This is a genomic window from Pseudoalteromonas sp. SR45-4, from assembly GCF_014163535.1.
Taxonomy (GTDB): Bacteria; Pseudomonadota; Gammaproteobacteria; order Enterobacterales; family Alteromonadaceae; genus Pseudoalteromonas; species Pseudoalteromonas nigrifaciens.
In genome coordinates this window covers 1-24,673 of record NZ_JACJDO010000006.1, presented here as the reverse complement: position 1 = coordinate 24,673, position 24,673 = coordinate 1, and the positions used below count along the sequence as shown (strand labels likewise).

Genomic DNA, 24,673 nt, shown 5'->3' with positions numbered 1-24,673 from the left:
AAAGTAATTGGTAGAGGGGAAATGTGCAAGAATAAATTCAAACTAAGTTTTGCGCTAATTACTGAGTGTTAAGTGATTAGCGCAAAACATATAAACCTAAAATTTTTGATTTAACCAATTTCTAAAAAATAGTTAACTACGGTAAAGTAAATCCACATCCCCGATATATCAACAATTGATGCCAATACAGGGCTCACTAATACCGCGGGGTCTAGCTTAAGTGCCCGCGCTAAAATAGGTAATAACCCCCCTAGCGTAGTAGAAATAGTTACCTGAATAAACAATGCCACTGCGATGGCCATCGCAATTATATTTAAATCGAACCCACCGGCAGATTTAACATCGCTAAAAAATAAGATGCGAATAACCATTACGCCCGCCACCGCTAACGCAAGACACACTGCAATTTGGCTTTCTTTAAGAAACACAGCAAACCATTGTCTTTTTTTCAGCTCGCCTGTTGCTAACGCCCGTATTACCAAAGTAGCCGCTTGTGAGCCTGTGTTACCGCCCGCAGCCGCAATAACCGGCATGTACACTGCCAACAATACTAACTGGCTTAATGTGTCTTCGTATTGAGTAATAATTAACCCAGACACTATACCTAATAACGCTAATACTATGATCCAGCCAATACGCTGCTGCACATGCCCCAGTGCCGAGGTATTTAAATAACTTTGCGCTGTTTCAACTTCTGAGTGAATAAAACCCAACTGATGCGCATAGTGTCGAGCGAGTTTGTCGTAACCGTCTTTTTCTAAACGACTTATTAAGTCTTGTACATAAGTAATTGAACAGTGCTGTAAAATAGCAACCGCTTCTTCAACATCCATTATTGTTAATAAGTGCACTTGTTTATTATAGCTGTGCGCTAAAAACACTTTTCTAGCCGCCCCTATTTCTGCTTGAGAAAAGTGTGGGTTATTTTCTACGTAGTTTTTGCTCATTACCGTCATGGCGAATCTCCCGATTGGCTAATGCTAGGCTAATTGTATTTTATTTAAATTAATAACATGGCGTTCAAACAGTTAAAACTACTGCTTAGCTAATAGCCATTTATTAGGAGTAAAACACATTAGCATAAGGTAACGACCATCAAATAATGAAACTATATGACTGATTAATATACCAGCGTACTAGTAACTATAATCAGCACTTTAATAAGGCTAATTTCATTATTTATATCTAGGTGTCTGAGAGAAGAAAAATAGGAAAGAATAAAATTACTCTACCGCTTAGGTAGATTTATAGAAGATAAATACCAATACGGGTTATTTTTCTGCCCTCAATCTAGAGGGATGGTCGGTATCGTTCATAAATATCTCCGAGTAAACTGCTTAATTTGCAGCCTGTATATGGTAACAAAGTAAAATTTTTAAGGCCAATTTATAAGGGCTGTTTTAACACTTTTAAACACTTTAAAACAAAAAAGCCAGTGTATTAATACACTGGCTTTTATTTACGCGTAAAGTGAGTTATTAAATATACTCAACCTCGATGATTTCGTATTCAACGGTGCCTTTAGGGGTTTCAATGTTCACAGCATCATCTGCTTGCTTACCAATTAAACCTCGTGCGATCGGTGAATTAACCGAAATACGATTATCTTTAATACTTGCTTCGTCATCACCAACAATCTGGTATTTAACTTCAACATCAGTTTCAACGTTGACAATAGTAACTGTTGTACCAAAAATAACTTTGCCGGTATTAGGCATTTTAGTTACATCAATTATTTGTACATTTGAAAGCTTAGCTTCAATTTCTTGAATTCGGCCTTCACAAAAACCCTGTTGCTCACGCGCAGCGTGATACTCAGCATTCTCTTTTAAGTCACCATGCTCTCGTGCAACTGCAATATCGCTGACGATTTTAGGACGGGTAACTGTTTTTAATTCGGTAAGTTCTTTGCGCAGTAAATCTGCACCACGAACTGTCATCGGAATTGTTTGCATACTTTTTCTCACTTAATCCCAAGGCCGCAATTTAACGGCCTTGGCACATTTCCTTAGTTCAATCGCAGGTGTAGTTCTTGAACTGACGTCACCTTCCCACGGTCATCTGCTTGGTTTGCTGTACAGTTTGCAAACGCCGCATTTAAGGTCGTAGTATAGTTGGTTTTGTGCTGTAAAGCACCACGACGTAACACCTTCGAATCTTCAATCGCTTGGCGACCTTCTGTGGTATTAACAATATAGCTATACTCGCCACTTTTGATTCTATCAAGAATGTGCGGGCGCCCTTCAAATACTTTATTTACACGGCGAACCGCAATGTCAGCATTTTCAAGTGCAGCAGCTGTGCCACCTGTTGCATCTATTTCAAAACCAAGGTCTGTCATGATTCTAGCTAGTTCAACAATACGTGGCTTATCGCTATCACGCACGGATAATAGCGCGCGACCACCGCGTGGTAAAGTATTGCTTGCACCTAATTGTGCTTTTGCGAACGCTTCGGCGAAAGTATCACCAACACCCATCACTTCACCGGTTGAACGCATCTCAGGGCCTCGGATTGGATCCACACCTTGAAACTTAGCAAATGGTAAAACAACTTCTTTTACGCTGTAATATGGAGGAATAACTTCTTTAGTTATACCTTGGCTTGCCAAAGACTGACCCGCCATACAACGTGCAGCTACTTTTGCAAGTGCAACACCGGTTGCTTTTGATACAAACGGTACGGTACGTGCAGCACGTGGGTTAACTTCAATTAAATACACTAAGCCATCTTTTACAGCAAACTGAGTATTCATTAAACCAACAACACCAAGTTCAAGTGCCATATCAGTAACTTGCTTGCGCATTACATCTTGTACTTCTTGCGATAGCGTGTGAGCCGGTAATGAACATGCTGAGTCACCTGAGTGAACACCCGCTTGCTCTATGTGCTCCATAATACCGCCAATAATTACTTGCTCGCCGTCGCAAATTGCGTCAACGTCAACTTCAATCGCGTTATCTAAAAAGCGGTCTAGTAATACTGGTGCTTCGTTTGAGGCTTGTACTGCTTCGGTCATGTAGCGACGTAAGTCTTGCTCGTCGTATACAATTTCCATGGCGCGACCACCTAGTACATACGATGGACGTACTACTAATGGAAAGCCAATTTCAACTGATTTTAAAATTGCTTCTTCAGTTGATGTTACCGTAGCGTTTTCTGGTTGCAGTAGATTTAAACGCTCGACTAATTGTTGAAAACGTTCGCGGTCTTCTGCACGGTCTATTGCATCTGGCGATGTACCAATAACTGGCACGCCATTCGCTTCAAGTTCACGCGCTAATTTAAGCGGTGTTTGACCACCGTACTGCACAATTACACCCACTGGCTTTTCAACACGTACAATTTCTAGTACGTCTTCAAGGGTAATTGGTTCAAAGTATAAACGATCTGAGGTGTCGTAATCGGTAGATACCGTTTCAGGGTTACAGTTAACCATAATGGTTTCATAACCGTCTTCACGCAGTGCAAGCGAAGCGTGTACACAACAGTAATCAAACTCAATGCCTTGACCAATGCGGTTAGGACCGCCACCAATCACCATGATTTTGTCACGGGTTGTTGGGTTGGCTTCACACTCTTCATCGTAAGTTGAGTACATGTAAGCTGTGTCTGAACTAAACTCTGCAGCACAGGTATCAACACGCTTGTATACTGGTAGAATGTTTAGTAAATGACGCTTTTTACGAATTTCAGCTTCTGATACGCCTGCAATTTCTGCAATACGTGGGTCAGCAAAACCTTTACGCTTTAACTTGCGTAGGAAGTCGGCATTTAAGCCTGCCATGCCTACGTCGCTAATTTTTGCTTCGTCTTTTAAAATGTCTTCTATTTGTACTAAGAACCAGCGGTTAATTTTTGTCAGCTCGTAAACATCCTCAACGCTCATACCATGGCGCATTGCATCGGCAATATACCAAATACGCTCTGCACCTGGCTCGCGTAGTTCACGAATGATAATTTCTTTTGCTTTAGGGTCGTCAAGCGCCACAATTGGGTTAAAACCAGTTGCACCCACTTCAAGGCCACGTAATGCTTTTTGTAATGACTCTTGTTGGTTACGACCAATCGCCATTACTTCGCCTACTGATTTCATTTGCGTGGTTAAACGGTCGTTCGCACCGGCAAATTTTTCAAAGTTAAAGCGAGGTATTTTTGTAACTACATAGTCAATTGCCGGCTCAAACGACGCTGGTGTTTTACCGCCAGTAATATCATTTTGTAGTTCGTCAAGTGTGTAGCCTACGGCTAATTTTGCAGCAATTTTAGCAATTGGGAAACCCGTTGCTTTTGACGCTAATGCTGATGAGCGTGATACGCGTGGGTTCATCTCAATGATAACCATACGGCCATCTTCAGGATTAATACCGAACTGTACGTTAGAACCGCCTGTTTCAACACCAATTTCACGTAATACCGCCATAGAGGCGTTACGCATAATTTGGTATTCTTTGTCGGTTAATGTTTGCGCTGGTGCAACTGTGATCGAATCACCCGTGTGCACACCCATAGGGTCAAAGTTTTCAATGGTACAAACAATAATACAGTTGTCGTTTTTATCACGTACAACTTCCGTTTCGTATTCTTTCCAACCAATCAGTGATTCATCAATTAGCAATTCGTTCGTTGGCGATAAGTCTAAGCCACGCTCACAAATTTCTTCAAACTCTTCTAAGTTATACGCTACACCACCACCAGTGCCGCCCATAGTAAAAGAAGGCCTGATAATACACGGTAAGCCAATGCGAGTAATGATGTCTCTTGCTTCATCCATTGAATGAGCAATTTCAGCACGTGGGCATTCTAAACCAATGTTTTTCATTGCTGTATCGAAACGTTCGCGGTTTTCTGCTTTGTCGATTGCATCTGCTGTTGCGCCAATTAACTCAACGCCGTGCTTAGCCAATACGCCGTGCTTGTCTAATTCAAGCGCACAGTTTAATGCTGTTTGCCCACCCATAGTCGGTAGGATTGCATCTGGCTTTTCTTTTTCGATAATTTTTTCTACAACTTCCCAGTGAATTGGTTCGATGTACGTCGCATCTGCCATATCAGGGTCAGTCATAATTGTTGCTGGGTTTGAGTTAACTAATATAACTCGATAGCCTTCTTCTCTCAGTGCTTTACACGCTTGTGCACCAGAGTAGTCAAATTCACAAGCCTGACCAATAACAATTGGGCCTGCGCCTAAGATAAGAATGCTTTTTATGTCGGTACGTTTTGGCATTATTACTCCGGTTAAATTAGTGTTTACGCGCTTGCATCAAATCGATGAAGTGATCAAATAATGGGGCGGCATCGTGCGGGCCTGGGCTTGCTTCAGGGTGACCTTGGAAGCTAAACGCTGGCTTATCTGTACGATGAATACCTTGCAAAGTACCGTCAAATAACGATGTGTGCGTAGCACGCAGGTTATCAGGTAGCGTAGTTTCATCGGCAGCAAAACCATGGTTTTGTGCGGTGATCATCACTACATCACGTTCTAAATCTTTAACTGGGTGGTTGGCACCATGATGGCCAAACTTCATTTTGACTGTTTTAGCACCTGAGGCAAGCGCTAATAATTGATGGCCTAAACAAATACCAAAAATAGGGATTTCGGTTTCTAAAAGGGTTTTAATTGCATCAATGGCATAAGTACACGGTGCTGGATCGCCCGGGCCATTAGATAAAAAGATACCATCAGGGTTTAATGCTAGTACGTCAGCGGCAGAGGTTTGCGCTGGTACTACAGTCAATTTACAACCACGATCTACAAGCATACGTAAAATATTACGCTTAACACCGAAGTCGTAGGCAACAACATGAAACTTTTCATCAGCCGCGTTTAAGGTTTTAAAACCTTCGCCTAATGTCCAGCTTGATTCGCGCCACTCAAACATTTCCTTGGTTGAGACTACTTTTGCTAAATCCATACCTTTTAAGCCTGGGAAGGCTTGCGCGGCTTGAAGCGCTTTGTTTTCGTCTAATTCGTCACCGGCTATAATACACCCGTTTTGAGCGCCTTTATCACGCAAAATACGCGTTAGTTTTCTGGTGTCGATGTCCGCAATACCTAAAATATTACGTTGTTTTAAGTAATCATCTAACGATTGCTCGCTACGAAAATTACTTGCTAGCAGTGGCAAATCACGGATCACTAGGCCTTTGGCCCATATTTGATTCGCTTCTTCGTCTTCGCTATTAGTACCCGTATTACCTATATGTGGGTACGTCAAAGTTACGATTTGTTCCGCGTATGATGGGTCAGTCAAAATTTCTTGATAACCAGTCATAGACGTATTGAATACTACTTCACCTACTGACATGCCGTCAGCGCCGATTGCAGTACCGCGAAACACTGTGCCGTCTTCTAGGACTAACAGAGCGGATTTAGTCAAATTAACCTCCTAACAGTAAAAAACGAGGCTAAGCAAAATGCTTAACGCCCCGCCAATACCCAGGCGATTGTTAAAGCGAGTTTTTGTGGATAAAGTTATTTTATAAACAGTGTTAAATGACGCCGATAACGAGCTTTAAACCTTAATCATTTTTTCTTGCCTTAAAACGACTTTATTCCCACTGAACCCTGCTTTTTTCAAGCCACTTGGGTATAATTGGAAACACGCGATTATTAATTTTTGGCAAATTGGCTGCATTTTACATTAAGTTTTCTTTTAGATCTAACGCTATTTAGTAAATTATAATAAATAACTGCTTGTACCTTTATTCAGACCCAAACAGCTGAAAGAACAAGTTAACTACTTCAAATCTAGCACATCTTGCATATCATAAAGTCCTGCGGGTTTATTTATTAACCAGCCTGCAGCTCTTATAGCACCTAATGCAAAGGTCATTCTTGAGCTTGCTTTATGGGTTAATTCGAGTCTTTCGCCCATTGTTGCGAAGTATGCGGTGTGTTCACCTACTATGTCGCCGCCTCTGAGCACCGAGTAACCAATTTCATTTTGCGACTTAGCCTGCTCAACTTTGCTGCGGTCGTATACGGCAACTTTGTCGTGATCCCAGCCTTTTGCATCTGCAATGGCTTCGCCAATGGCCAGCGCAGTACCCGACGGCGCATCTATTTTATGGCGATGATGCGCTTCAAAAATTTCAATATCCATATCATCGCCAAACTTTGTAGCGGCTGTTTGCACTAAATTAAGTAATACATTTACCCCCACACTATAATTGCGCGCAAATACGATAGGAATATGGTTTGCAGCCTCGTGTAGCAATGTCATATCGGCTTCGTTTAGCCCGGTGGTACCAATTACCATAGGGACACCTTGCTTAACCGCAGTTTGTAAATGTGTGCGCATGCCGGCTGGCAAAGTAAAATCAATTAATACATCAACATTCGTAATATTAGCTTCATCGCTAAAGGTTACTGTTTTATCTGCAGCACTGTTGAGTTGATTAACATTAATGCCTAATAACGGTGAACTACTGCGCACATAAGCGGCTGCAAGTTCACTATGCTCTTTTGTACTTGCTGCTTCTAATAAGGCTGAGCCCATTCTGCCGTTGGCACCAAAAACACCGATTTTATTTTTTGTCATTACCTTACCTAATATTTTAATTTGCAGCACCTTGTGGCTCGCGCGAAGATACTATTGGTCAATTAACACTATTTACTAGGCTAGATATTACCTAAATAGCATGTAATAGTCAGGTCACACTTTTAATTTAAGTAATAATACCAGTTTACTTTAGCCGTCTATACATTTAAACTTCTTTTCAGCGTCGATTTGGTCTTTGGCTTGCGGGCGCAGTGGTCTCCTAGTTTAAGTACAGTGGAGGATTCGCTAAACACAGCTAAAAGAGGAGTTTTTGGCTGTGATCTTTTTTCAATAATACGAGGAATATGATGCAGCCATCATTTAACAAAAATAAAGCAATACTTTCTTTGCTTCCCCTACTTACCTTTGTAGCGATATTTTTAGGCTCAGGCTTATATTTACAATCACAAGGGGTTGATTACGCTTTTTATCAATTACCTGCACCTGTTGCTATTTTACCCGCCATTATTCTGGCTTTCATTTTAAATAAAACCTCAATAAACCAAAGCGTCGAAACCTTTATTAAAGGCGTAGGTAATAACAACATAATTACCATGTGTTTAATTTACTTATTAGCGGGTGCGTTTTCTGCTGTTGCCGGTGCCACAGGTGGCGTTGATGCGGTTGTTAACGCTGGTTTGTCAATTATTCCACCTTCTTTATTACTCCCTGGATTGTTTTTAATTGCCGCCGTTATTTCTACCGCCATGGGTACTTCAATGGGTACTATTGGTGCTATTGGCCCTATAGCGTATGCAGTATCGGTTAAAACAGGTATAGATCCAGCACTTATGGCCGGTACTATAGTGTCGGGCGCGATGTTTGGTGATAACTTATCGATAATTTCAGATACCACTATTGCGGCCACCCGTACTCAGGGCTGTGAAATGAAAGATAAGTTTAAAGAAAACCTTAAAATAGCTATTCCAGCCGCTATTGTCACAATTGCGTTGTTGTTATATTTAACACCCGCTGCTCAAGTTGTTGAAACCAAAGATTACGACATTTTATTAGTGTTGCCTTATGCGTTTATTTTAGTGCTTGCGGTAATGGGCTTTAACGTATTTGTAGTTTTGCTTAGCGGTATTATTTTTGCTGCACTTATGGGCTTTACTGGCAGTTACGAAGGCGCCAGCTTTGTAAAAGATATTTATAAAGGCTTTACCGACATGCAAGAAATATTTTTGCTGTCGATGTTTATAGGCGGTCTGTCTGAATTTATTCGCCTTAATGGTGGCCTGGATTACATAGCGCAAAAAATCCAAGCAATTACTAAAGTGATTGCTAAGTGGCATAGAAAAGTGGCAGACCAACTTGGTATTGCGGCGTTAGTAATGGCCAGTAATATGTGTATTGCTAATAACACAGTGTCTATTATTGTTACCGGCCCAATTGCTAAAAAGCTTGCCGATGATGGTAACATTACAGGCAAACGCTCAGCCAGTTTGCTCGATATATTTGCCTGTGTAACGCAAGGTACACTGCCTTATGGCGCGCAAGCCCTATTACTGGGCGCTACATTTAAAATTAGCCCATGGGAAGTATCAACTTCTTCTTACTACTGCTTTATATTAGCTTTTAGTGCGATTGCGGTTATTTGTCTGCGCAGAAATAAAGCATAAATTAACGCTACTGCGTTGTAGCTTAGTGATTAAGCTACAACGTGTAATATAATAATTAACAAACCACCTCCCTTTGCTTATACTAGCGCTCCCGCGTGTCACACTAATTATTATTATGAAACTAAAAAAATTACTTCCCGCTTTATGTTTAAGCACTTGCGCTTTATCTACCTCTGCTATTGCTGCTAACTGGAGCAGCACTGCTCTACACATTAATTATGGCGAACAAACAAACCCATTTACAGAGCAAGAGTCAGATACCGCTGTGTATTCTATTCAGCATGCATCTGGTTATGATTACGGCGATAACTTTTTCTTTATTGATTACAGTAAAGACGACCTTGAAGATGGCTTTCAAGACCGTGATTTTTATGGCGAATGGTATTCAACCGTTAGCCTATCGGCTATTACCGGCCAACAGATTGGTTCGGGCGCGTTAATTGATGTTGGTTTAACCGCCGGTATTAACGTAGCAGGAGACGCCAAGGTAATGAAATATTTACCGGGTGTTAAATTAAGCTGGGATGTACCTGGTTTTAACTTTTTTCAGACATTGGTAACTGCCTACATTGATGACAGTGAAGGCGTAGCAAAAGGTGGTGCACCTATAGAAACTAATAGCTGGATGTTTGATGTTGCGTTTGATTACCCTTTTATGATCGGCACGCAAAAGTTTAATGTAAAGGGCCATGTTGAGTACATTGCTGAGCGTGAAAATGAATTTGGTCAAGATGTGCGTGCGTGGTTTTTAGCGCAGCCTATTATTACCTGGGATTTAGGCCATGCCCTTGAAATGAAAGAAAACACTCTGTTGCTAGGGATGGAGTGGCAATATTGGCATAACAAATTTGGCACTAATGTTACAGAATCGGTACCACAACTTCATGTTGAGTGGACTTTTTAAGCTTTAACTAGGGTCTTATATTGACTCCCTAATAGCTCTTTACTCAATAAATAAAGATTAGCACTGAATATAAAAACCCTGTAAGTAAATTACTTACAGGGTTTTTATTTGTAGTTAAACTAAATTACAGCTTACATTGTGGTTTTTTACCCTGTGCTCTTGCTGTTTTTTGCTCACCTAAAGCTTGGCTCATTTGTGCTTGCAAGTCTTTAATGCGGCTTGCTGGTGCTGGGTGAGTTGATAAAAACTCAGGTGTTGCGCCACCACCCGCTTTACTCATATTTTGCCATAAAGTAACTGACTCTTTTGGATCAAAACCAGCTTGCGCCATTAAATCCAAGCCGATTTCGTCAGCTTCTGATTCGTGCGAACGACTAAACGGCAATACAACACCGTATTGTGCACCCAAGCCCAAACCCTGCATAATTTCGTTACGATACCCAACATTACCCATTTCAAGAGCTGCACCGCCAATTTGCATGCCGGTTTGTAGCATTGAGCTTTGCGATACACGCTCGTTCGAATGCTCTGCAATTACATGCCCTACTTCATGGCCAAGCACTGTAGCCACTTGGTCTTGGTTAGTAGCCACTTTTAGCAGCCCCGTATGCACACCAATGTAACCGCCTGGCAATGCAAACGCATTCGCTGAGTCGTCTTCAAATACCACTACTTCCCATTTTTGCGAAGCGTACTGCTTAGGTAAAACAGCCACTACTTGCTCGGCAATACAATTTACATACGCGTTAGTTTGTGGATTTTTATTGATTGGCTGATTTTTTTTCATCTCAGCAAAACTGGCTGTGCCCATTTCACTCATTTGTTGATCAGAATAAAGCGCAATTTGGGTGCGCCCTGTTGGTGATGTTTTACAGCCAGCCAGCACTGCAGTAGCTAATATAGCTATCACGAGTTTTTTCATTATATTCCCTCAAATCATATTTTTTGTTAGCGCTAGAATAGCAAATACCACCGCAGTTTAAAATAATTGCTTTTTAGCAAGTAACAATAAAATTTTGTTGTTTATTTAACCTGAACTCTGGTTAAGAGATTTACTAACGTATTGAATCATAGTTATATTTAATTTTATTTTCTCTAGCCAGAGATTTTCAGTGAAAATAAGGCAAATTTACGCGTCAATAGCTGGCCTATTGCAAGTAAATTCAACGCAGTTAGCGCTGAAAATAGCTGCTCGAGATAGGTTTATTATCCGGATCTCAGGTTATTTACTCATTACAATTAACTTAGCAGGCAAACTAAGTTTATCCAATCAGCATGCCCTGTTACACTATACATCCTGTTTAGTAATGATTGAGTTTATACATGCCTGCATCGGCTTCGTCTTTTAACACCCGTATTTTATTGCCTTTACTAGCTAGTATTGTGGCAATTACGCCTTTAGCTATTGATATGTATTTACCGGCAATGTTAGTTATTGCAGGCGACTTACAAACCAGTATGCCTAACGTACAAATATCGTTAAGTATTTATTTAGCGGGCTATGCATTAGGGATGTTATTTTTTGGCCCTATTGCCGATCAAATTGGTCGCCGTAAATTGGCTAAAATTGGCTTAACTTTATTTGGTATAACGTCATTAGCACTTGCCTTTACTACCGATATATATGCATTTTGGGTCTTGCGTACCGTACAGGCATTTACCGGTGCAGCGGCAACCGTGGTAGTTCCTGGGATAATTAGGCATATTTACCAAAAAAACACCGCCAAAGGTATGTCTTATGTATCGATGATTATGATGGTAGCGCCATTACTTGCACCTTCAATTGGTTCGCTTATTTTAGGGTTTTCTGTTTGGTCTACCATCTTTTTAATTTTAGCGGCCTACAGCTTTATTATTTTAGCTTTTGTGCATGTGTATTTAATCGACATTCCTATTTTTAAAAATGACCTTAAAGGGCTGCCATTATTTTTTAATAGTTATAAAATAATACTGAGTAACAAAGATGCACGTGCCGACATTTTAAGCTCTATGTTTGTATCGTTTGGATTTTTTTGTTTTTTAACCTCAGTACCGTTTGTATATTTAGACTTATTTAAAGTATCAGAGCAGTTATTTGGCATTTTGTTTGCATTTAACGTTATAGCACTCATGTTTGGGAATTTTTTAAATACTCGTATTGTGCCGCGAATTGGCTCTCGTAAAATGCTCTACTACGGATTAATATTTGGCTTACTTTCGGGCGCTGCGTTACTTACTTTTAGTATTATGCAGCTGTCGCTTTACTTTATTGTTGGTGCTATTGCACCACTTATGATGAGCTTAGGCATAATAGCCAGTAATGCTGACTCACTTATTTTAATGAAGTTTGAAGCAAATACAGGCACAGCAACCGCAGTTATTGGTACGTTACGCTTTGGTAGCGGTGCTTTGGTCGGCCCCCTATTAGCTATACTACATGCTAAAAGTGCCGTGCCTTTTTCAAGCTTGATGTTTGGTGCTGTAATACTAACTGTTTTAGTGCAATTGGTTCACTATTTAAATAGCAAAAAAAATGCCTCAAATTGAGGCATTTTTTAAATCATTAATAACAACTTAAGCGTCAGCTGCTTTAGATACCATAACCATAGCTGGGCGCAATAAACGTCCGTTTAAGGTGTAGCCTTTTTGCATTACCGCTAATACAGTATTTGGCGATACATCGTTGCTTGGCTGAATTGACATAGCTTGATGAAATTCTGGATTAAACTGCTCACCTTGTGGGTTAACAATTTCAACGCCAAATTTTGCAACAGCGTCGTTAAAGCTTTTTACCGTCATGCTAATACCTTCAAGCACAGGTTTTAGCGTTTCGTTTTCTTTATCAGAAAACTCAATTGCGCGCTCTAAGTTATCAATAACCGGGAGTAATTCGTTAGCAAACTTCTCTAGTGCAAATTTATGTGCTTTTTCTACATCTTGTGCTGCACGACGACGCATGTTTTCAACATCAGCAGCGGCGCGAACTACACCGTCTTTTTGATCTGCTATTGTTTGCTTTGCTACTTCAAGCTCTGCATATAACATTGCAATTTCGGCTTCAGGGCTTTGCTCTTGCTCTGCGTGTTCTTCTGCTGCTTGTACTGCGGCTTCAACGTCAGCTTCCATTTTTGCTAGGTCTTCGTTTAGTTCTACTTCTTGTTCTGGGTTTTGTCTCTGCTCAGACATAAATATGTGCTCCAATTCTTTACAACTGCGGTAATTATGGGGATTGAATTAAAAGATTCAAGAGTTAGATGTCTCAATTGATTTAAATTCTTGGATTATTTTTTCGATTGGCGCTGATTTTGGACAAATTACACAAAAACGACTCTGATATTCTTGATTTTGAAAGTACGGCAAGCTAATCACAATCAATTCGTTACACTCTGAAAAAGGTAGGTTTTCAGTATTAAGTACCGACACCCCATTTTTAAATACTAGCTTGTCTTCAACAAAATTTAAAAAAGACACCCCAATGTTTAGGCTTTGCTCGCAATCTATTTGTTTATACAAATAGTTTTCACCAACCACAATACTATTATCAGATCCAAGCTTTTGGCTTAGTTCACGCGTCCATTGGTTTAGTGAATCATGACAGTTACGCGGCGCAGTATTAGCCATTGCCTGCATACGGTACAAGCCTTCTATTAAGGTTTGTTGGCTAAATACCGTATTTAACCACGTGGCAAACTGATAACGCACATTATCACTTGCGTCATCGGGCTTATTAATACAAATGTTATGACTTTGCCCTGCTCTGTCTATTAATAAGATTAACCAATCCGTGGAATCAAAATCGAGCACTTCCACTCTAAATACTTGTTGCGAGCGTACTTGTGGCAAACCAACACAACAACACACCTGATAACGCTGACTTAAACCATGCGCTAATTCAACTAATTGTGTTTGCGCAGGTTGCCAGTAATTAGCTATGTCGGCGAGTGCAAAGAATTCCTCAAACCAATAATCAAATCCGTAGTCTGTTGGCACGCGCCCCGCTGATGTGTGAGGTGAATAGAGCAAACCCACTTTTTCTAAACGTGCCATGGCATTACGTACTGTAGCTGAGCAAACTGCCATACCTTTTAGCTTGGCAATTTTTGTTGATGGCACAGGTAAACCCTCACCATTACAATACGTGCTCATTACAGCCGCAAAAATTTGTTGATCTCGTGGGTTTAGTTTCATGGTTACTGCATCTTGTCTCATGTGCTTTATATCGGGGCAGAGCTTCTTAATTTCAAGTGATTAGCTATACGACACCTAAATTAATGAGCTGCAGGATTAATTCATGGCAGTATTGCTAACGATCTGTATTTTCAAACACTTCTGTTTTAGGTTACTCTACAAATATTAAAACTTGCTGTGTATTTATTATGGATTCTCCTTTTCGCACTATCGGCCTTATTGGTAAACCAAATCATCCAGATGCGGCGGCAACCTTACAACGCCTGCATACATTTTTACTTGCGCTTGGTTTTGCAGTTATTGTAGAAAAACGTACAGGAAGCCAACTTATTGATATACCCAAAAATAAGTTAGTTAAACTGGTCGACTTAGGTGAACAAGCTGATTTAGCCATTGTAGTAGGTGGCGATGGCAATATGCTTGGCGCAGCGCGTGTATTAGCACGCTTTGATATAGCCGTTATAGGTGTAAACCGAGGCAACCTTGGGTTTTTAACCGATTTAAACCCCGAGGGTTTTGAAGCCAGTTTAGAGCAGGTACTCAGCGGCGAGTATATTGAAGAAAAGCGCTTCTTACTTGAAGTAGAAGTGTATCGTCATAACGAGCTTAAAAGTGCTAACTCTGCTGTAAACGAAGCCGTTTTACATGCCGACAAAGTAGCACACATGATTGAGTTTGAAGCCTTTATAAATAACGATTTTGTGTTTTCTCAGCGCTCAGATGGACTTATTGTATCTACCCCTACCGGCTCAACTGCTTATTCACTATCAGGGGGCGGCCCTATCCTTACTCCTGAGCTTAACGCAATAGCGCTAGTGCCTATGTTTCCACATACTTTATCGAGCCGTCCGCTGGTAGTTGATGCCGATAACGAAGTACGCTTAAAACTAAGCCTTGAAAACACCGATAGCTTGCAAGTTAGCTGCGACAGCCATGTGGTGCTCGCCGTTCTACCCGGTGATGAGGTAGTCATTAAAAAAGCCGATAAAAAGCTGCGCCTTATTCATCCTAAAAATTACTCTTATTACAACGTATTACGCCAAAAGCTCAATTGGGGCAGTCGTTTATACTAATTCTATTGCTAAGTATCGTGCTTTAGATCAAAATATATTTTTTATAAAATAGCTAACCAAATCAGGATTGTGCGGCAATGACTTATATTGTTTTTTTTGCTTTATTATTATTAATTACATTATTAGCTAGTTATTTAATTGTTGAAAATAACCGCAAAAAAGCCATCGAAGCGAAAAAAAAGCTTTTTAATGTTCGAGTATCACAAGTTAATACTCGCTTAAAGCTAAAGCTCAATGAGTTACTTGACGCTAAGCTTATCCGCCCCAAATACCTGCCACGTATACAAGCAATTGTAAGTAATTTTTTTGTGGTGCAAGCTCACACAGATGAAAACCTAAACCAGTTAGAAAGCACTGCCGATTTACTTATTAATGTACTGTCGAACGAGTTAATTAAAACTTATCAAAGCAACTACTCACAAAATTTAGTCGATAACATACAGTACTTTGTAGCAGAACTTCCCATGCAAGGTATTTTATATAACAAGACTTTTTATCAAACTATTTTACCCGCTCTTATTGTTAATATTAAAACAGAAGACATAGAACAACTCGCTGATAATATTAATAATGCTGACGAAATAAGCGACATTAATAGCCACTCTAAAATTATTCAAGATAAAGAAATTGCGTAAGTCATAAAAATTTAATTTGCAAAAAATCAAAACACTGTATAAATTAACAGTTAATTGACTGGATGGATAAACAGTATGTTAATTGGTTTAGAAATTAAAAACTTCGCAATTGTAAGTAATTTAAGTACAGAGTGGCAAAACGGCATGACCGCAATTACCGGTGAAACGGGTGCGGGTAAGTCGATTGCTATTGATGCCCTTTCGCTATGCTTAGGCGAGCGCGCCGAAGCCTCTGCTGTGCGCCCAAACACAGATAAAGCAGAAGTATGCGCGCAATTTGATTTAAGTAATTTGCCCCTCGCTCATGCTTTTTTAGAACAACATATGTTGAGCAACGCCGATAACGAATGTTTATTGCGCCGCGTGGTATGTAAAAATGGCCGCAGCAAAAGCTATATTAATGGCAGTGCTGTAACAGCAGCGCAACTAAAAGAGCTTGGCCAGTATTTAATTTCGATTCATGGGCAACATGCCCACCAACACTTGTTAAAAGCCGAGCATCAACTGCAGCTACTAGATGCCTATGCTGGACATCATAACTTGGTCAGTGACGTTAGCCAAAGCTATAAGCAATTTGCTAATTTACAAAAAGAATTTAAGCACTTACAACAACAACAGCAGCAACAAGCTGCGCAAAAACAACTATTAGAGTACCAAGTAGCAGAGCTTAACGAGTTTGCCCTACAAGAAGGTGAATTTGAACAAATAGAAGCTGAGCATTACAAATTAAGTAATAGCCAAACGATTTTAGAAACGTGTCAACGTGAGTTACAACATTTATACGAAAGTGATGAGCAAAATGCTTGTTCGTTATTGCAACACAGCGCGCAACAATTTTCTGAGCTGGCACAATATGACGAAACGTTAGCAAGTGTAGCTACATTGCTTGCAGAGGCCGCAGTACAAGTAGAAGAAGCTAGCCGAGAAGTACGCAGTTACACTGAACAGGCCGATTTAGACCCAGCTCGCTTAGTAGAGGTAGAAAACAGATTAAGCGGCGCTATGGATTTAGCGCGTAAACACCATATTAAACCGCAAGCATTGGTTGAGTTTCACCAAGCTATTAGCCAAGAGCTTGAGTCTATTAGCAATAACAGCTCTCGCTTAGAGCAGTTAGAATCTGAAATTGAAAACACACTTAGCCATTATCAACATGCTAGTGAACAACTAAGCCAAAGCCGCCGTGAGTATGCTAATACACTAAACCGCTTAATTAGTGACAGCATGGCAAACCTGTCAATGGAAAACGGCATATTTGAAATTGCCCTAACTCAAGAAACCGAACGCGCACCCAATAGCTTAGGTTACGACAATGTATCGTTTTTAGTGTCAACCAATCCAGGGCAACCATTACAACCATTAGCAAAGGTTGCTTCGGGTGGTGAGTTGTCGCGTATAAGTTTAGCTATTCAGGTCATTATTGCGCAAAAAGTCACAACACCTACCCTCATTTTTGATGAAGTTGATGTGGGTATTTCTGGGCCAACGGCCTCTGCTGTTGGTAAGTTATTGCGTCAATTAGGTAAGTCTACCCAAGTGATCTGTGTTACCCATTTACCGCAAGTAGCCAGTAGCGCGCATCAACAATTTTTTGTTGCTAAAGAAATAGCAAATGGAGAAACCTTTACCCAAATGCTGCCTTTAAACAAAGATGGCAGAGTTAACGAAATAGCCCGCCTATTAGGGGGTGACAATATAAGTAAAACAGCAAAAGCAAACGCTAAAGAGCTAATAATGGCACACGCTTAATATTAGTTTGTGCATTTATTTTGATAAGTGATTAGTAGGATTAAGGATTAAAATGCAAAATACAGTTGCCTACTTTTGTTTAACTGCGGGCTGGTTAGTGTTAATCGTTAGCCTCGTTTTTCTGATTTTGAGTACCTTTAAACATACTCACTTTAAGCAGATTTTATTGCGCTATTTAAATACAGCATTGGTTTGGCAGTTATTGGTCACGCTGGCTTTTATAATGAATAATACAACAGCCACTTTAAACAATTTTATTATTAGTTGTGGGGTAATAATTACATTGCAATTACTATGTAATTTAGCCTGTTATTTAGGTTTAAAACGCGCAAAAGCAAAAGGCCGGCCCTCTTTGGATTATTTTTCTATGGACTAAGTGTTCCTGCATTTTATTCAAGCAATAAATAAAGTACTTACAGTGGGGTAAAGCGTTTTAATGTGGTGCTTTGATGTTGGCTTTTAGTAGGTGTTTTATTGCTGAGCTATTCAACTTTTTAAGTCTAAAAGCTAATGTTGCAGCATTTACGCACGTCTAATTTGGTTTGGCTGGTAAGTTTTTAATGATTAATTTATCGATAATAAACGATTAATAAAAAACAATAAAACCACTATAAAAGTGGTTTTATTGTTTTAGCAAAATTTTGTATCAATACACCTTAAAAAGCGTGCTTATCGAGATATTATTCTGCGTCAGCTTCTTTATATTTAGCTGCTGTTTCAGTAATTAATGGTTGTAATTCACCCCGCTGAAACATTTCGATGATAATATCACAACCACCAACTAATTCGCCATCTACCCATAACTGTGGGAATGTAGGCCAATTTGCATAAGCAGGAAGCTCAGCACGAATGTCTGGATTAAGTAAAATATCAACATATGCAAATGGTTCACCACATGACATTAACGCTTGCGATGCTTGTGAAGAAAAACCACAGTTAGGCAACTTAGGCGATCCTTTCATGAAAAGGATTATTGGGTTTTCTGAAATTTGCTGTTTAATTTTATCAATGGTTTCCATCTACAACCTCAAAATGACGATAATTTAATATACCTAAGGCCTTGAAAATAACTCAGTGAGACCATAGATCTATAACTTAAAATGGGCAAATAAAGCCGCAATTGAAATAGTCTTTAGCAATAGCATTGCTGTTTGCTAAAACTTGAGTAGAATACTCAACAATTATAGTAACACTATATTCCCGTTTGGTATAGATAACTGGCCTGTTCCAACAGGCATTACGTATTACTAAATGGACTATTAACTAAAAGAAGATGGAGATAAAAAATGGCATTTGAACTACCGTCACTACCATATGCAATTGATGCACTTGAGCCACATATTTCAAAAGAAACTCTTGAGTTTCATCATGGTAAACACCACAACACTTATGTTGTTAAACTTAATGGCTTGATCCCTGGCACTGAGTTTGAAAACAAATCTCTTGAAGAAATCGTATGTTCATCAGACGGTGGCGTGTTTAACAACGCTGCACAAATCTGGAACCATACGTTCTACTGGAACAGTTTATCGCCAAATGGCGGTGGTGCACCGACTGGCGCGGTTGCTGATGCAATCAATGCTAAATGGGGCTCTTTTGATGCATTTAAAGAAGCATTAAACGACAAAGCAGTTAATAACTTTGGTTCTAGCTGGACTTGGTTAGTTAAACTAGCTAATGGTTCACTAGACATAGTTAACACTTCTAACGCTGCTACACCATTAACTGATGATGGTGTTACTCCAATCCTAACTGTGGATTTATGGGAACACGCTTACTACATCGATTACCGTAACGTTCGTCCAGATTACCTTAAAGGTTTTTGGTCGCTAGTTAACTGGGAATTCGCGAACGCTAACTTCGCTTAATTAGCCCTTAAAAGCTAAATTTAAAAAGACGCTGCGGCGTCTTTTTTTATGCTTGGTAAATTACCATCTCCTTGTACAAGTACCTCTTATATTAAAAAGTCAAGATCATAATTTTTAATATAAATTTTTAATTTTATTGCACAAAAATTCAAAATCGTGACTAGACTTTAAGAAGTTAAGCTATTTTTAAAGTGGGTTTTGGAGGTCTTTATGACGATTTTTGATCATTACCAAGCACGATATGAAGCTGGACAAGAAGAAGAGTACAGTATTGCTGAGTTTTTAGATATTTGTAAAACCGACAAATCTGCCTACGCAAGTGCCCCTGAGCGCCTACTAATGGCAATTGGCGAGCCACAAATGATAGACACAGCAACAGACGCACGCTTAAGTCGATTATTTTCTAATCGTGTAGTAGCACGCTACCCTGCCTTTGCTGATTTTTATGGTATGGAAGATGCCATCGAACAAATTGTTTCTTATTTAAAACACGCCTCTCAAGGCCTAGAAGAATGTAAACAAATTCTTTATTTATTGGGTCCGGTTGGTGGTGGTAAATCATCTATTGCCGAAAAACTGAAATACTTGATGCAGCAAGTACCCATTTATTCTATTAAAGGCTCCCCTGTAAACGACCACCCGCTGTCATTATTCGATCCGATTGAAGATGCTAAATTACTTGAACAAGAATACGGCATTAAACCACGCTATTTGAAAACTATTATGTCGCCTTGGGCCGGAAAACGCTTAAAAGAATTTAACGGCGACATTAGTCAATTTAAAGTGGTTAAGCGCTACCCTTCTATTTTAAATCAAATAGGGATTGCCAAAACTGAGCCTGGGGATGAAAACAACCAAGATATTTCGGCATTAGTAGGTAAAGTAGATATTCGCCAACTAGAACATTTTGCACAAAATGATCCCGATGCTTACGCCTACTCTGGATCTTTATGTTTAGCAAACCAGGGCTTAATGGAGTTTGTTGAGATGTTTAAAGCGCCTATTAAGGTACTGCATCCTCTGCTAACAGCCACCCAAGAGGGTAACTACAACGGTACTGAAGGTATTAGTGCTCTGCCCTTTAACGGCATGATACTAGCCCACTCTAACGAATCTGAGTGGCAAACTTTTAAAAACAATAAAAACAATGAGGCATTCCTAGACCGGGTATATATTGTTAAGGTTCCTTATTGCTTACGTGTTACCGAAGAAATTAAAATTTACGATAAGCTACTTCAACACAGTGAGTTGTACAACGCGCCATGCGCCCCGGGAACACTTAAAATTTTAGCGCAGTTTTCAACGCTATCACGATTAAAAGAGCCTGAAAACTCGAGCCTTTTTTCAAAAATGCGAGTGTATGACGGCGAAACCCTAAAAGACACTGATCCTAAAGCTAAATCGTATCAAGAGTATCGAGACTATGCTGGGGTTGATGAAGGTATGACAGGACTTTCTACCCGTTTTGCTTTTAAAATTTTATCGCGAGTATTTAATTTTGACACCCTAGAGGTTGCTGCAAATCCAGTACATTTATTTTATGTGTTAGAACAACAAATTGAGCGTGAGCAGTTTGCATCTGATACCGAAGAGCGTTATTTGAGCTTTTTAAAAGGCTATTTAATTCCGCAATATGTGGAGTTTATTGGTAAGGAGCTGCAAACCGCATACTTAGAGTCGTACTCTGAATACGGACAAAATATTTTTGACCGTTATGTTATTTACGCCGACTTTTGGATTCAAGATCAAGAATATCGCGACCCCGATACTGGCCAACTATTTGACCGTGATGCCCTTAATGCAGAACTTGAAAAAATAGAAAAGCCAGCGGGTATTTCTAATCCAAAAGATTTTCGTAACGAAATAGTAAACTTTGTGCTTAGGGCTCGAGCGCACCATAATGGTAAAAACCCACTGTGGACCAGCTACGAAAAATTGCGCACCGTGATCGAGAAAAAAATGTTCTCTAATACCGAAGATTTGCTACCCGTTATTTCGTTTAATACCAAAACCTCTGCCGAGGATCAGCAAAAACACGAAGACTTTGTTAATCGTATGGTCGAAAAAGGCTACACACAAAAACAAGTGCGGTTGTTATCTGAATGGTATTTACGGGTTAGAAAATCGCAATAACCTTCATATTGGTAGTTTAGGAGGTAATTAATGGCGCATTTTATAGATAGGCGATTAAACGCAAAGAATAAAAGCACGCTTAATCGCCAGCGCTTTATTAGGCGCTATAAAAAACAAATTAAAGAAGCGGTTTCTGATGCGATTAATAAACGCAGTGTCACCGACGCAAGTTCGGGAGAGAGTATTTCTATTCCGCAACGCGATATTAGCGAACCTACATTTCATCAAGGAAAAGGCGGCAATAGAGAACAAATACATCCAGGGAACGATCAGTTCTCTACTGGCGATAAAGTAGAGCGCCCTAAAGGTGGGCAAGGTGGTGGCGCAGGAGGCGGTGAAGCGAGCGACTCGGGAGAAGGCCAAGACGAATTTGTATTTTCGATTTCAAAGGATGAATATTTAGATTTATTGTTTGAGGATTTAGAGCTGCCAAACTTGCAAGAAAATCAGCTCGACAAACTAGTACAAATGAAAACTCATCGCGCTGGTTTTTGCAGCGATGGTATGCCAAGTAATATTGATATTGTACGCTCACTCAAAGGCTCGTTAGCACGGCGCGTGGCCATGAGCGCAGGTAAAAAGCGTTTATTAGCAGAGCTTGAAGCTCAGTTAGTTATTTTACTTGCACAAGCACATCCTGATAAAGCTGCTATTGTGCTGTTAAGTAGTGAAATTGAACTGATTAAAAAGCAAATTAAGGCAGTGCCTTTTATTGATAATTACGACTTACGTTTTCGTAATTACGAAAAACGCCCTCACCCTACCAGCAAAGCCGTGATGTTTTGTATTATGGATGTGTCTGGCTCTATGGATCAGGCCACAAAAGACATGGCTAAGCGCTTTTATATTTTGCTATATCAGTTTTTAACACGCAGCTATAAAGACATTGAAGTGGTATATATTCGCCATCACACGCAAGCTAAAGAAGTTGACGAACAAGAGTTTTTTTACTCCCAAGAGACCGGCGGCACGATTGTTTCGAGTGCCCTTAAACTCATGGACGAAATAATTAAAGAGCGCTACAACTCTGAACAATGGAATGTGTATGCCGCGCAAGCGTCTGATGGTGATAACTGGGCAGACGACACACCGCAATGTGGACAAATTTTGCGTAATAAATTATTAAACGCAGTGCGCTATTTTGCCTATATAGAAATAACCACACGGGCGCATCAAAGTTTATGGCGCGAGTATCAAGACATAACCCAAAGCCATGCTAATTTTGCCATACAACATATTCAAAGCGTTGAGGATATTTACCCTATTTTTAGAGAGCTATTTAAAAAAGGTCGTCAGCAGCAAGGGGCTGCATAGCCTAAGCGAGGTAGTAAATATGAAGGATAAACATATAAGTGATGGCCCAGATTGGACTTTTGAGTTATTGGCCCAGTACCGTGATGAAATAGCCCGTGTTGCACAGCACTATCGCTTAGACACGTACCCTAATCAAATTGAAGTGATCACCGCTGAGCAGATGATGGATGCCTATTCTAGCGTTGGTATGCCTATAGGCTATAGCCATTGGTCATACGGTAAAAAGTTTATTCAAACTGAGCAAAATTATAAACGCGGTCAAATGGGATTAGCCTACGAAATCGTCATTAACTCCGATCCATGTATTGCCTATTTAATGGAAGAAAACACCCTGCCCATGCAAGCACTGGTTATGGCGCATGCTTGTTATGGGCATAATTCTTTTTTTAAAGGGAATTACTTATTTAAAACCTGGACCGACGCCGGCTCAATTATCGATTACCTACTGTTTGCTAAAAAGTACATTAGCCGCTGCGAAGAAAAATACGGTATTACTGAGGTAGAAACCCTGCTCGACTCTTGTCATGCGCTAATGAATTACGGCGTAGACAGATACAAGCGCCCGCAACGTATTTCATTATTTGAAGAACAAAAGCGCCAGCAAGAACGAAAAGACTATCTACAATCACAAGTAAACGAGTTGTGGCGCACTATTCCTGCTCAACAACAAGAAGCTAAAAAGCATGAGCGTCATTTTCCACAAGAGCCACAAGAAAATATTTTATACTTTATTGAAAAAAATGCGCCATTGCTAGAGTCATGGCAGCGTGAAATCATTCGGATTGTACGTAAAATATCGCAATATTTTTATCCGCAAAAACAAACCCAGGTGATGAATGAAGGTTGGGCTACATTTTGGCATTATACTATTTTGAATCACTTATATGACGAAGGAAAATTGACTGATTCATTTATGATGGAGTTTTTACAAAGCCACACTAATGTGATTTATCAACCACCTTATAATAGCCAATATTACTCGGGTATAAACCCTTATGCTCTGGGCTTCAATATGATGGTAGACATTCGCCGTATTTGTGAGCAGCCAACAGAGGAAGATAAACGCTGGTTCCCGCAGTATGCTGGCAGTAATTGGCTCGACACGCTGCACTTTGCTATGCAAAACTTTAAAGATGAAAGTTTTATAAGCCAGTTTTTATCACCTAAACTGATCCGTGACTTTAAATTATTTACTATTGTTGATCATACAAATAACCCTCATTTAGAAATAGGTGCTATTCATGATGATAATGGCTATAAAGCAGTGAGAGAGGCGTTATCGGCGCAATATAATTTAAGTAATCACGAGCCTAATATTCAAATCTATAATGTTGATATTAGAGGCGACAGATCTCTTACATTACGTTATGTGCCGCACAATAATATTCCGCTCGCTAACTCACACGATGAAGTACTTAAACATCTTTACCGTTTATGGGGATTTAAAGTAAAGCTAGAGCAAGAGTCGAGTAGCGGTGAAGTTTCTATTCTTAGTCAATGTCCAATAGATGATTATCGCCACACTACACAGTAAATAATCTAGGGGCTGTTGATCTTTGTAGTACATATATCAATCAGCCCACATTGGTAGCCACATCATAGTAAATGCTAAAGCGAGCATTGAATGATAATTTCGTTCAAGCTTTTCATACCGCGTGGCTATC

The 24,673-nt window shown here is 39.9% G+C and carries 19 protein-coding genes and 1 pseudogene; 10 read left to right on the top strand and 10 right to left on the bottom strand.

All coding sequences use genetic code 11. The annotated features are described in order from the left end of the window. Positions 1-110: 110 nt before the first annotated feature. The 5 genes from H5058_RS04315 to dapB all read right to left on the bottom strand — a co-directional run bounded on the left by H5058_RS04315 (position 111) and on the right by dapB (position 7,544). A complete protein-coding gene (locus tag H5058_RS04315; RefSeq protein ID WP_011327914.1) occupies positions 111-956 on the bottom strand; it encodes a magnesium transporter in 846 nt (281 codons plus the stop codon). Positions 957-1,478: 522 nt separating this feature from the next. After that, positions 1,479-1,955, bottom strand: a complete 477-nt coding sequence (greA, locus tag H5058_RS04310; RefSeq protein WP_011327913.1) for a transcription elongation factor GreA — start codon at positions 1,953-1,955, stop codon at positions 1,479-1,481. Positions 1,956-2,008: 53 nt separating this feature from the next. Beyond that, positions 2,009-5,227: a carbamoyl-phosphate synthase large subunit gene (gene carB, locus H5058_RS04305; protein WP_011327912.1), complete on the bottom strand. Its 3,219-nt coding sequence runs from the start codon at positions 5,225-5,227 to the stop codon at positions 2,009-2,011. 16 nt (positions 5,228-5,243) lie between these two features. Continuing rightward, positions 5,244-6,380, bottom strand: coding sequence for a glutamine-hydrolyzing carbamoyl-phosphate synthase small subunit (gene carA, locus H5058_RS04300; RefSeq protein ID WP_041454397.1), 1,137 nt, complete (start codon positions 6,378-6,380; stop codon positions 5,244-5,246). A gap of 360 nt (positions 6,381-6,740) precedes the next feature. Then, positions 6,741-7,544, bottom strand: coding sequence for a 4-hydroxy-tetrahydrodipicolinate reductase (gene dapB / locus H5058_RS04295; protein ID WP_011327910.1), 804 nt, complete (start codon positions 7,542-7,544; stop codon positions 6,741-6,743). 308 nt (positions 7,545-7,852) lie between these two features. On the opposite strand from dapB, the gene H5058_RS04290 reads away from it, so the two are divergent. Both H5058_RS04290 and H5058_RS04285 read left to right on the top strand, forming a co-directional pair. Beyond that, a complete protein-coding gene (locus tag H5058_RS04290; protein ID WP_182677123.1) occupies positions 7,853-9,166 on the top strand; it encodes a Na+/H+ antiporter NhaC family protein in 1,314 nt (437 codons plus the stop codon). Positions 9,167-9,281: 115 nt separating this feature from the next. Continuing rightward, complete coding sequence (locus H5058_RS04285; protein ID WP_086993405.1) at positions 9,282-10,070, top strand: nucleoside-binding protein; 789 nt, start codon at positions 9,282-9,284, stop codon at positions 10,068-10,070. 124 nt (positions 10,071-10,194) lie between these two features. Here H5058_RS04285 and H5058_RS04280 read toward each other — a convergent pair whose 3' ends face one another. Continuing rightward, positions 10,195-10,992, bottom strand: coding sequence for a M48 family metallopeptidase (locus H5058_RS04280; protein ID WP_182677031.1), 798 nt, complete (start codon positions 10,990-10,992; stop codon positions 10,195-10,197). 401 nt (positions 10,993-11,393) lie between these two features. Here H5058_RS04280 and H5058_RS04275 point away from each other — a divergent pair, with 401 nt between their 5' ends. After that, the gene (locus tag H5058_RS04275) at positions 11,394-12,596 is read left to right on the top strand and encodes a Bcr/CflA family efflux MFS transporter (protein WP_182677029.1); all 1,203 of its coding nucleotides are present in this window, start codon (positions 11,394-11,396) and stop codon (positions 12,594-12,596) included. 27 nt (positions 12,597-12,623) lie between these two features. On the opposite strand, the gene grpE is transcribed toward H5058_RS04275, so the two are convergent. Both grpE and H5058_RS04265 read right to left on the bottom strand, forming a co-directional pair. Then, a complete protein-coding gene (grpE, locus tag H5058_RS04270) occupies positions 12,624-13,235 on the bottom strand; it encodes a nucleotide exchange factor GrpE (RefSeq protein WP_011327905.1) in 612 nt (203 codons plus the stop codon). Between the two features lie 57 nt (positions 13,236-13,292). Then, entirely contained in the window at positions 13,293-14,258 is a 966-nt protein-coding gene (locus H5058_RS04265; RefSeq protein ID WP_182677027.1) for an HrcA family transcriptional regulator, read from the bottom strand. Positions 14,259-14,425: 167 nt separating this feature from the next. On the opposite strand from H5058_RS04265, the gene nadK reads away from it, so the two are divergent. From nadK to recN, 3 genes are all read left to right on the top strand, one after another. Then, a complete protein-coding gene (nadK, locus tag H5058_RS04260; protein WP_058373139.1) occupies positions 14,426-15,310 on the top strand; it encodes an NAD(+) kinase in 885 nt (294 codons plus the stop codon). A gap of 77 nt (positions 15,311-15,387) precedes the next feature. Further along, positions 15,388-15,945, top strand: coding sequence for a hypothetical protein (locus H5058_RS04255; RefSeq protein WP_182677025.1), 558 nt, complete (start codon positions 15,388-15,390; stop codon positions 15,943-15,945). 75 nt (positions 15,946-16,020) lie between these two features. Further along, positions 16,021-17,694 carry a DNA repair protein RecN gene (gene recN / locus H5058_RS04250; protein WP_182677023.1) on the top strand — a complete coding sequence of 558 codons (1,674 nt, stop codon included), beginning with the start codon at positions 16,021-16,023 and terminating at the stop codon, positions 17,692-17,694. 680 nt (positions 17,695-18,374) lie between these two features. Here recN and H5058_RS04245 read toward each other — a convergent pair. Then, positions 18,375-18,713: a Grx4 family monothiol glutaredoxin gene (locus H5058_RS04245; protein ID WP_004335359.1), complete on the bottom strand. Its 339-nt coding sequence runs from the start codon at positions 18,711-18,713 to the stop codon at positions 18,375-18,377. A 267-nt stretch (positions 18,714-18,980) separates the two neighbouring features. On the opposite strand from H5058_RS04245, the gene H5058_RS04240 reads away from it, so the two are divergent. The 4 genes from H5058_RS04240 (at position 18,981) to H5058_RS04225 (ending at position 24,543) form a co-directional block, all read left to right on the top strand. After that, the gene (locus H5058_RS04240) at positions 18,981-19,562 is read left to right on the top strand and encodes a superoxide dismutase (RefSeq protein ID WP_182677021.1); all 582 of its coding nucleotides are present in this window, start codon (positions 18,981-18,983) and stop codon (positions 19,560-19,562) included. Between the two features lie 210 nt (positions 19,563-19,772). Further along, complete coding sequence (locus tag H5058_RS04235; protein WP_011327898.1) at positions 19,773-21,695, top strand: PrkA family serine protein kinase; 1,923 nt, start codon at positions 19,773-19,775, stop codon at positions 21,693-21,695. A 30-nt stretch (positions 21,696-21,725) separates the two neighbouring features. Further along, positions 21,726-23,009, top strand: a complete 1,284-nt coding sequence (locus tag H5058_RS04230) for a YeaH/YhbH family protein (protein WP_058373133.1) — start codon at positions 21,726-21,728, stop codon at positions 23,007-23,009. A gap of 19 nt (positions 23,010-23,028) precedes the next feature. Further along, positions 23,029-24,543 carry a SpoVR family protein gene (locus H5058_RS04225; protein WP_182677019.1) on the top strand — a complete coding sequence of 505 codons (1,515 nt, stop codon included), beginning with the start codon at positions 23,029-23,031 and terminating at the stop codon, positions 24,541-24,543. A gap of 36 nt (positions 24,544-24,579) precedes the next feature. Here the strand turns inward: H5058_RS04225 and H5058_RS04220 are convergent. Further along, positions 24,580-24,673, bottom strand: a pseudogene (locus H5058_RS04220) (IS5/IS1182 family transposase); the annotation flags it as partial.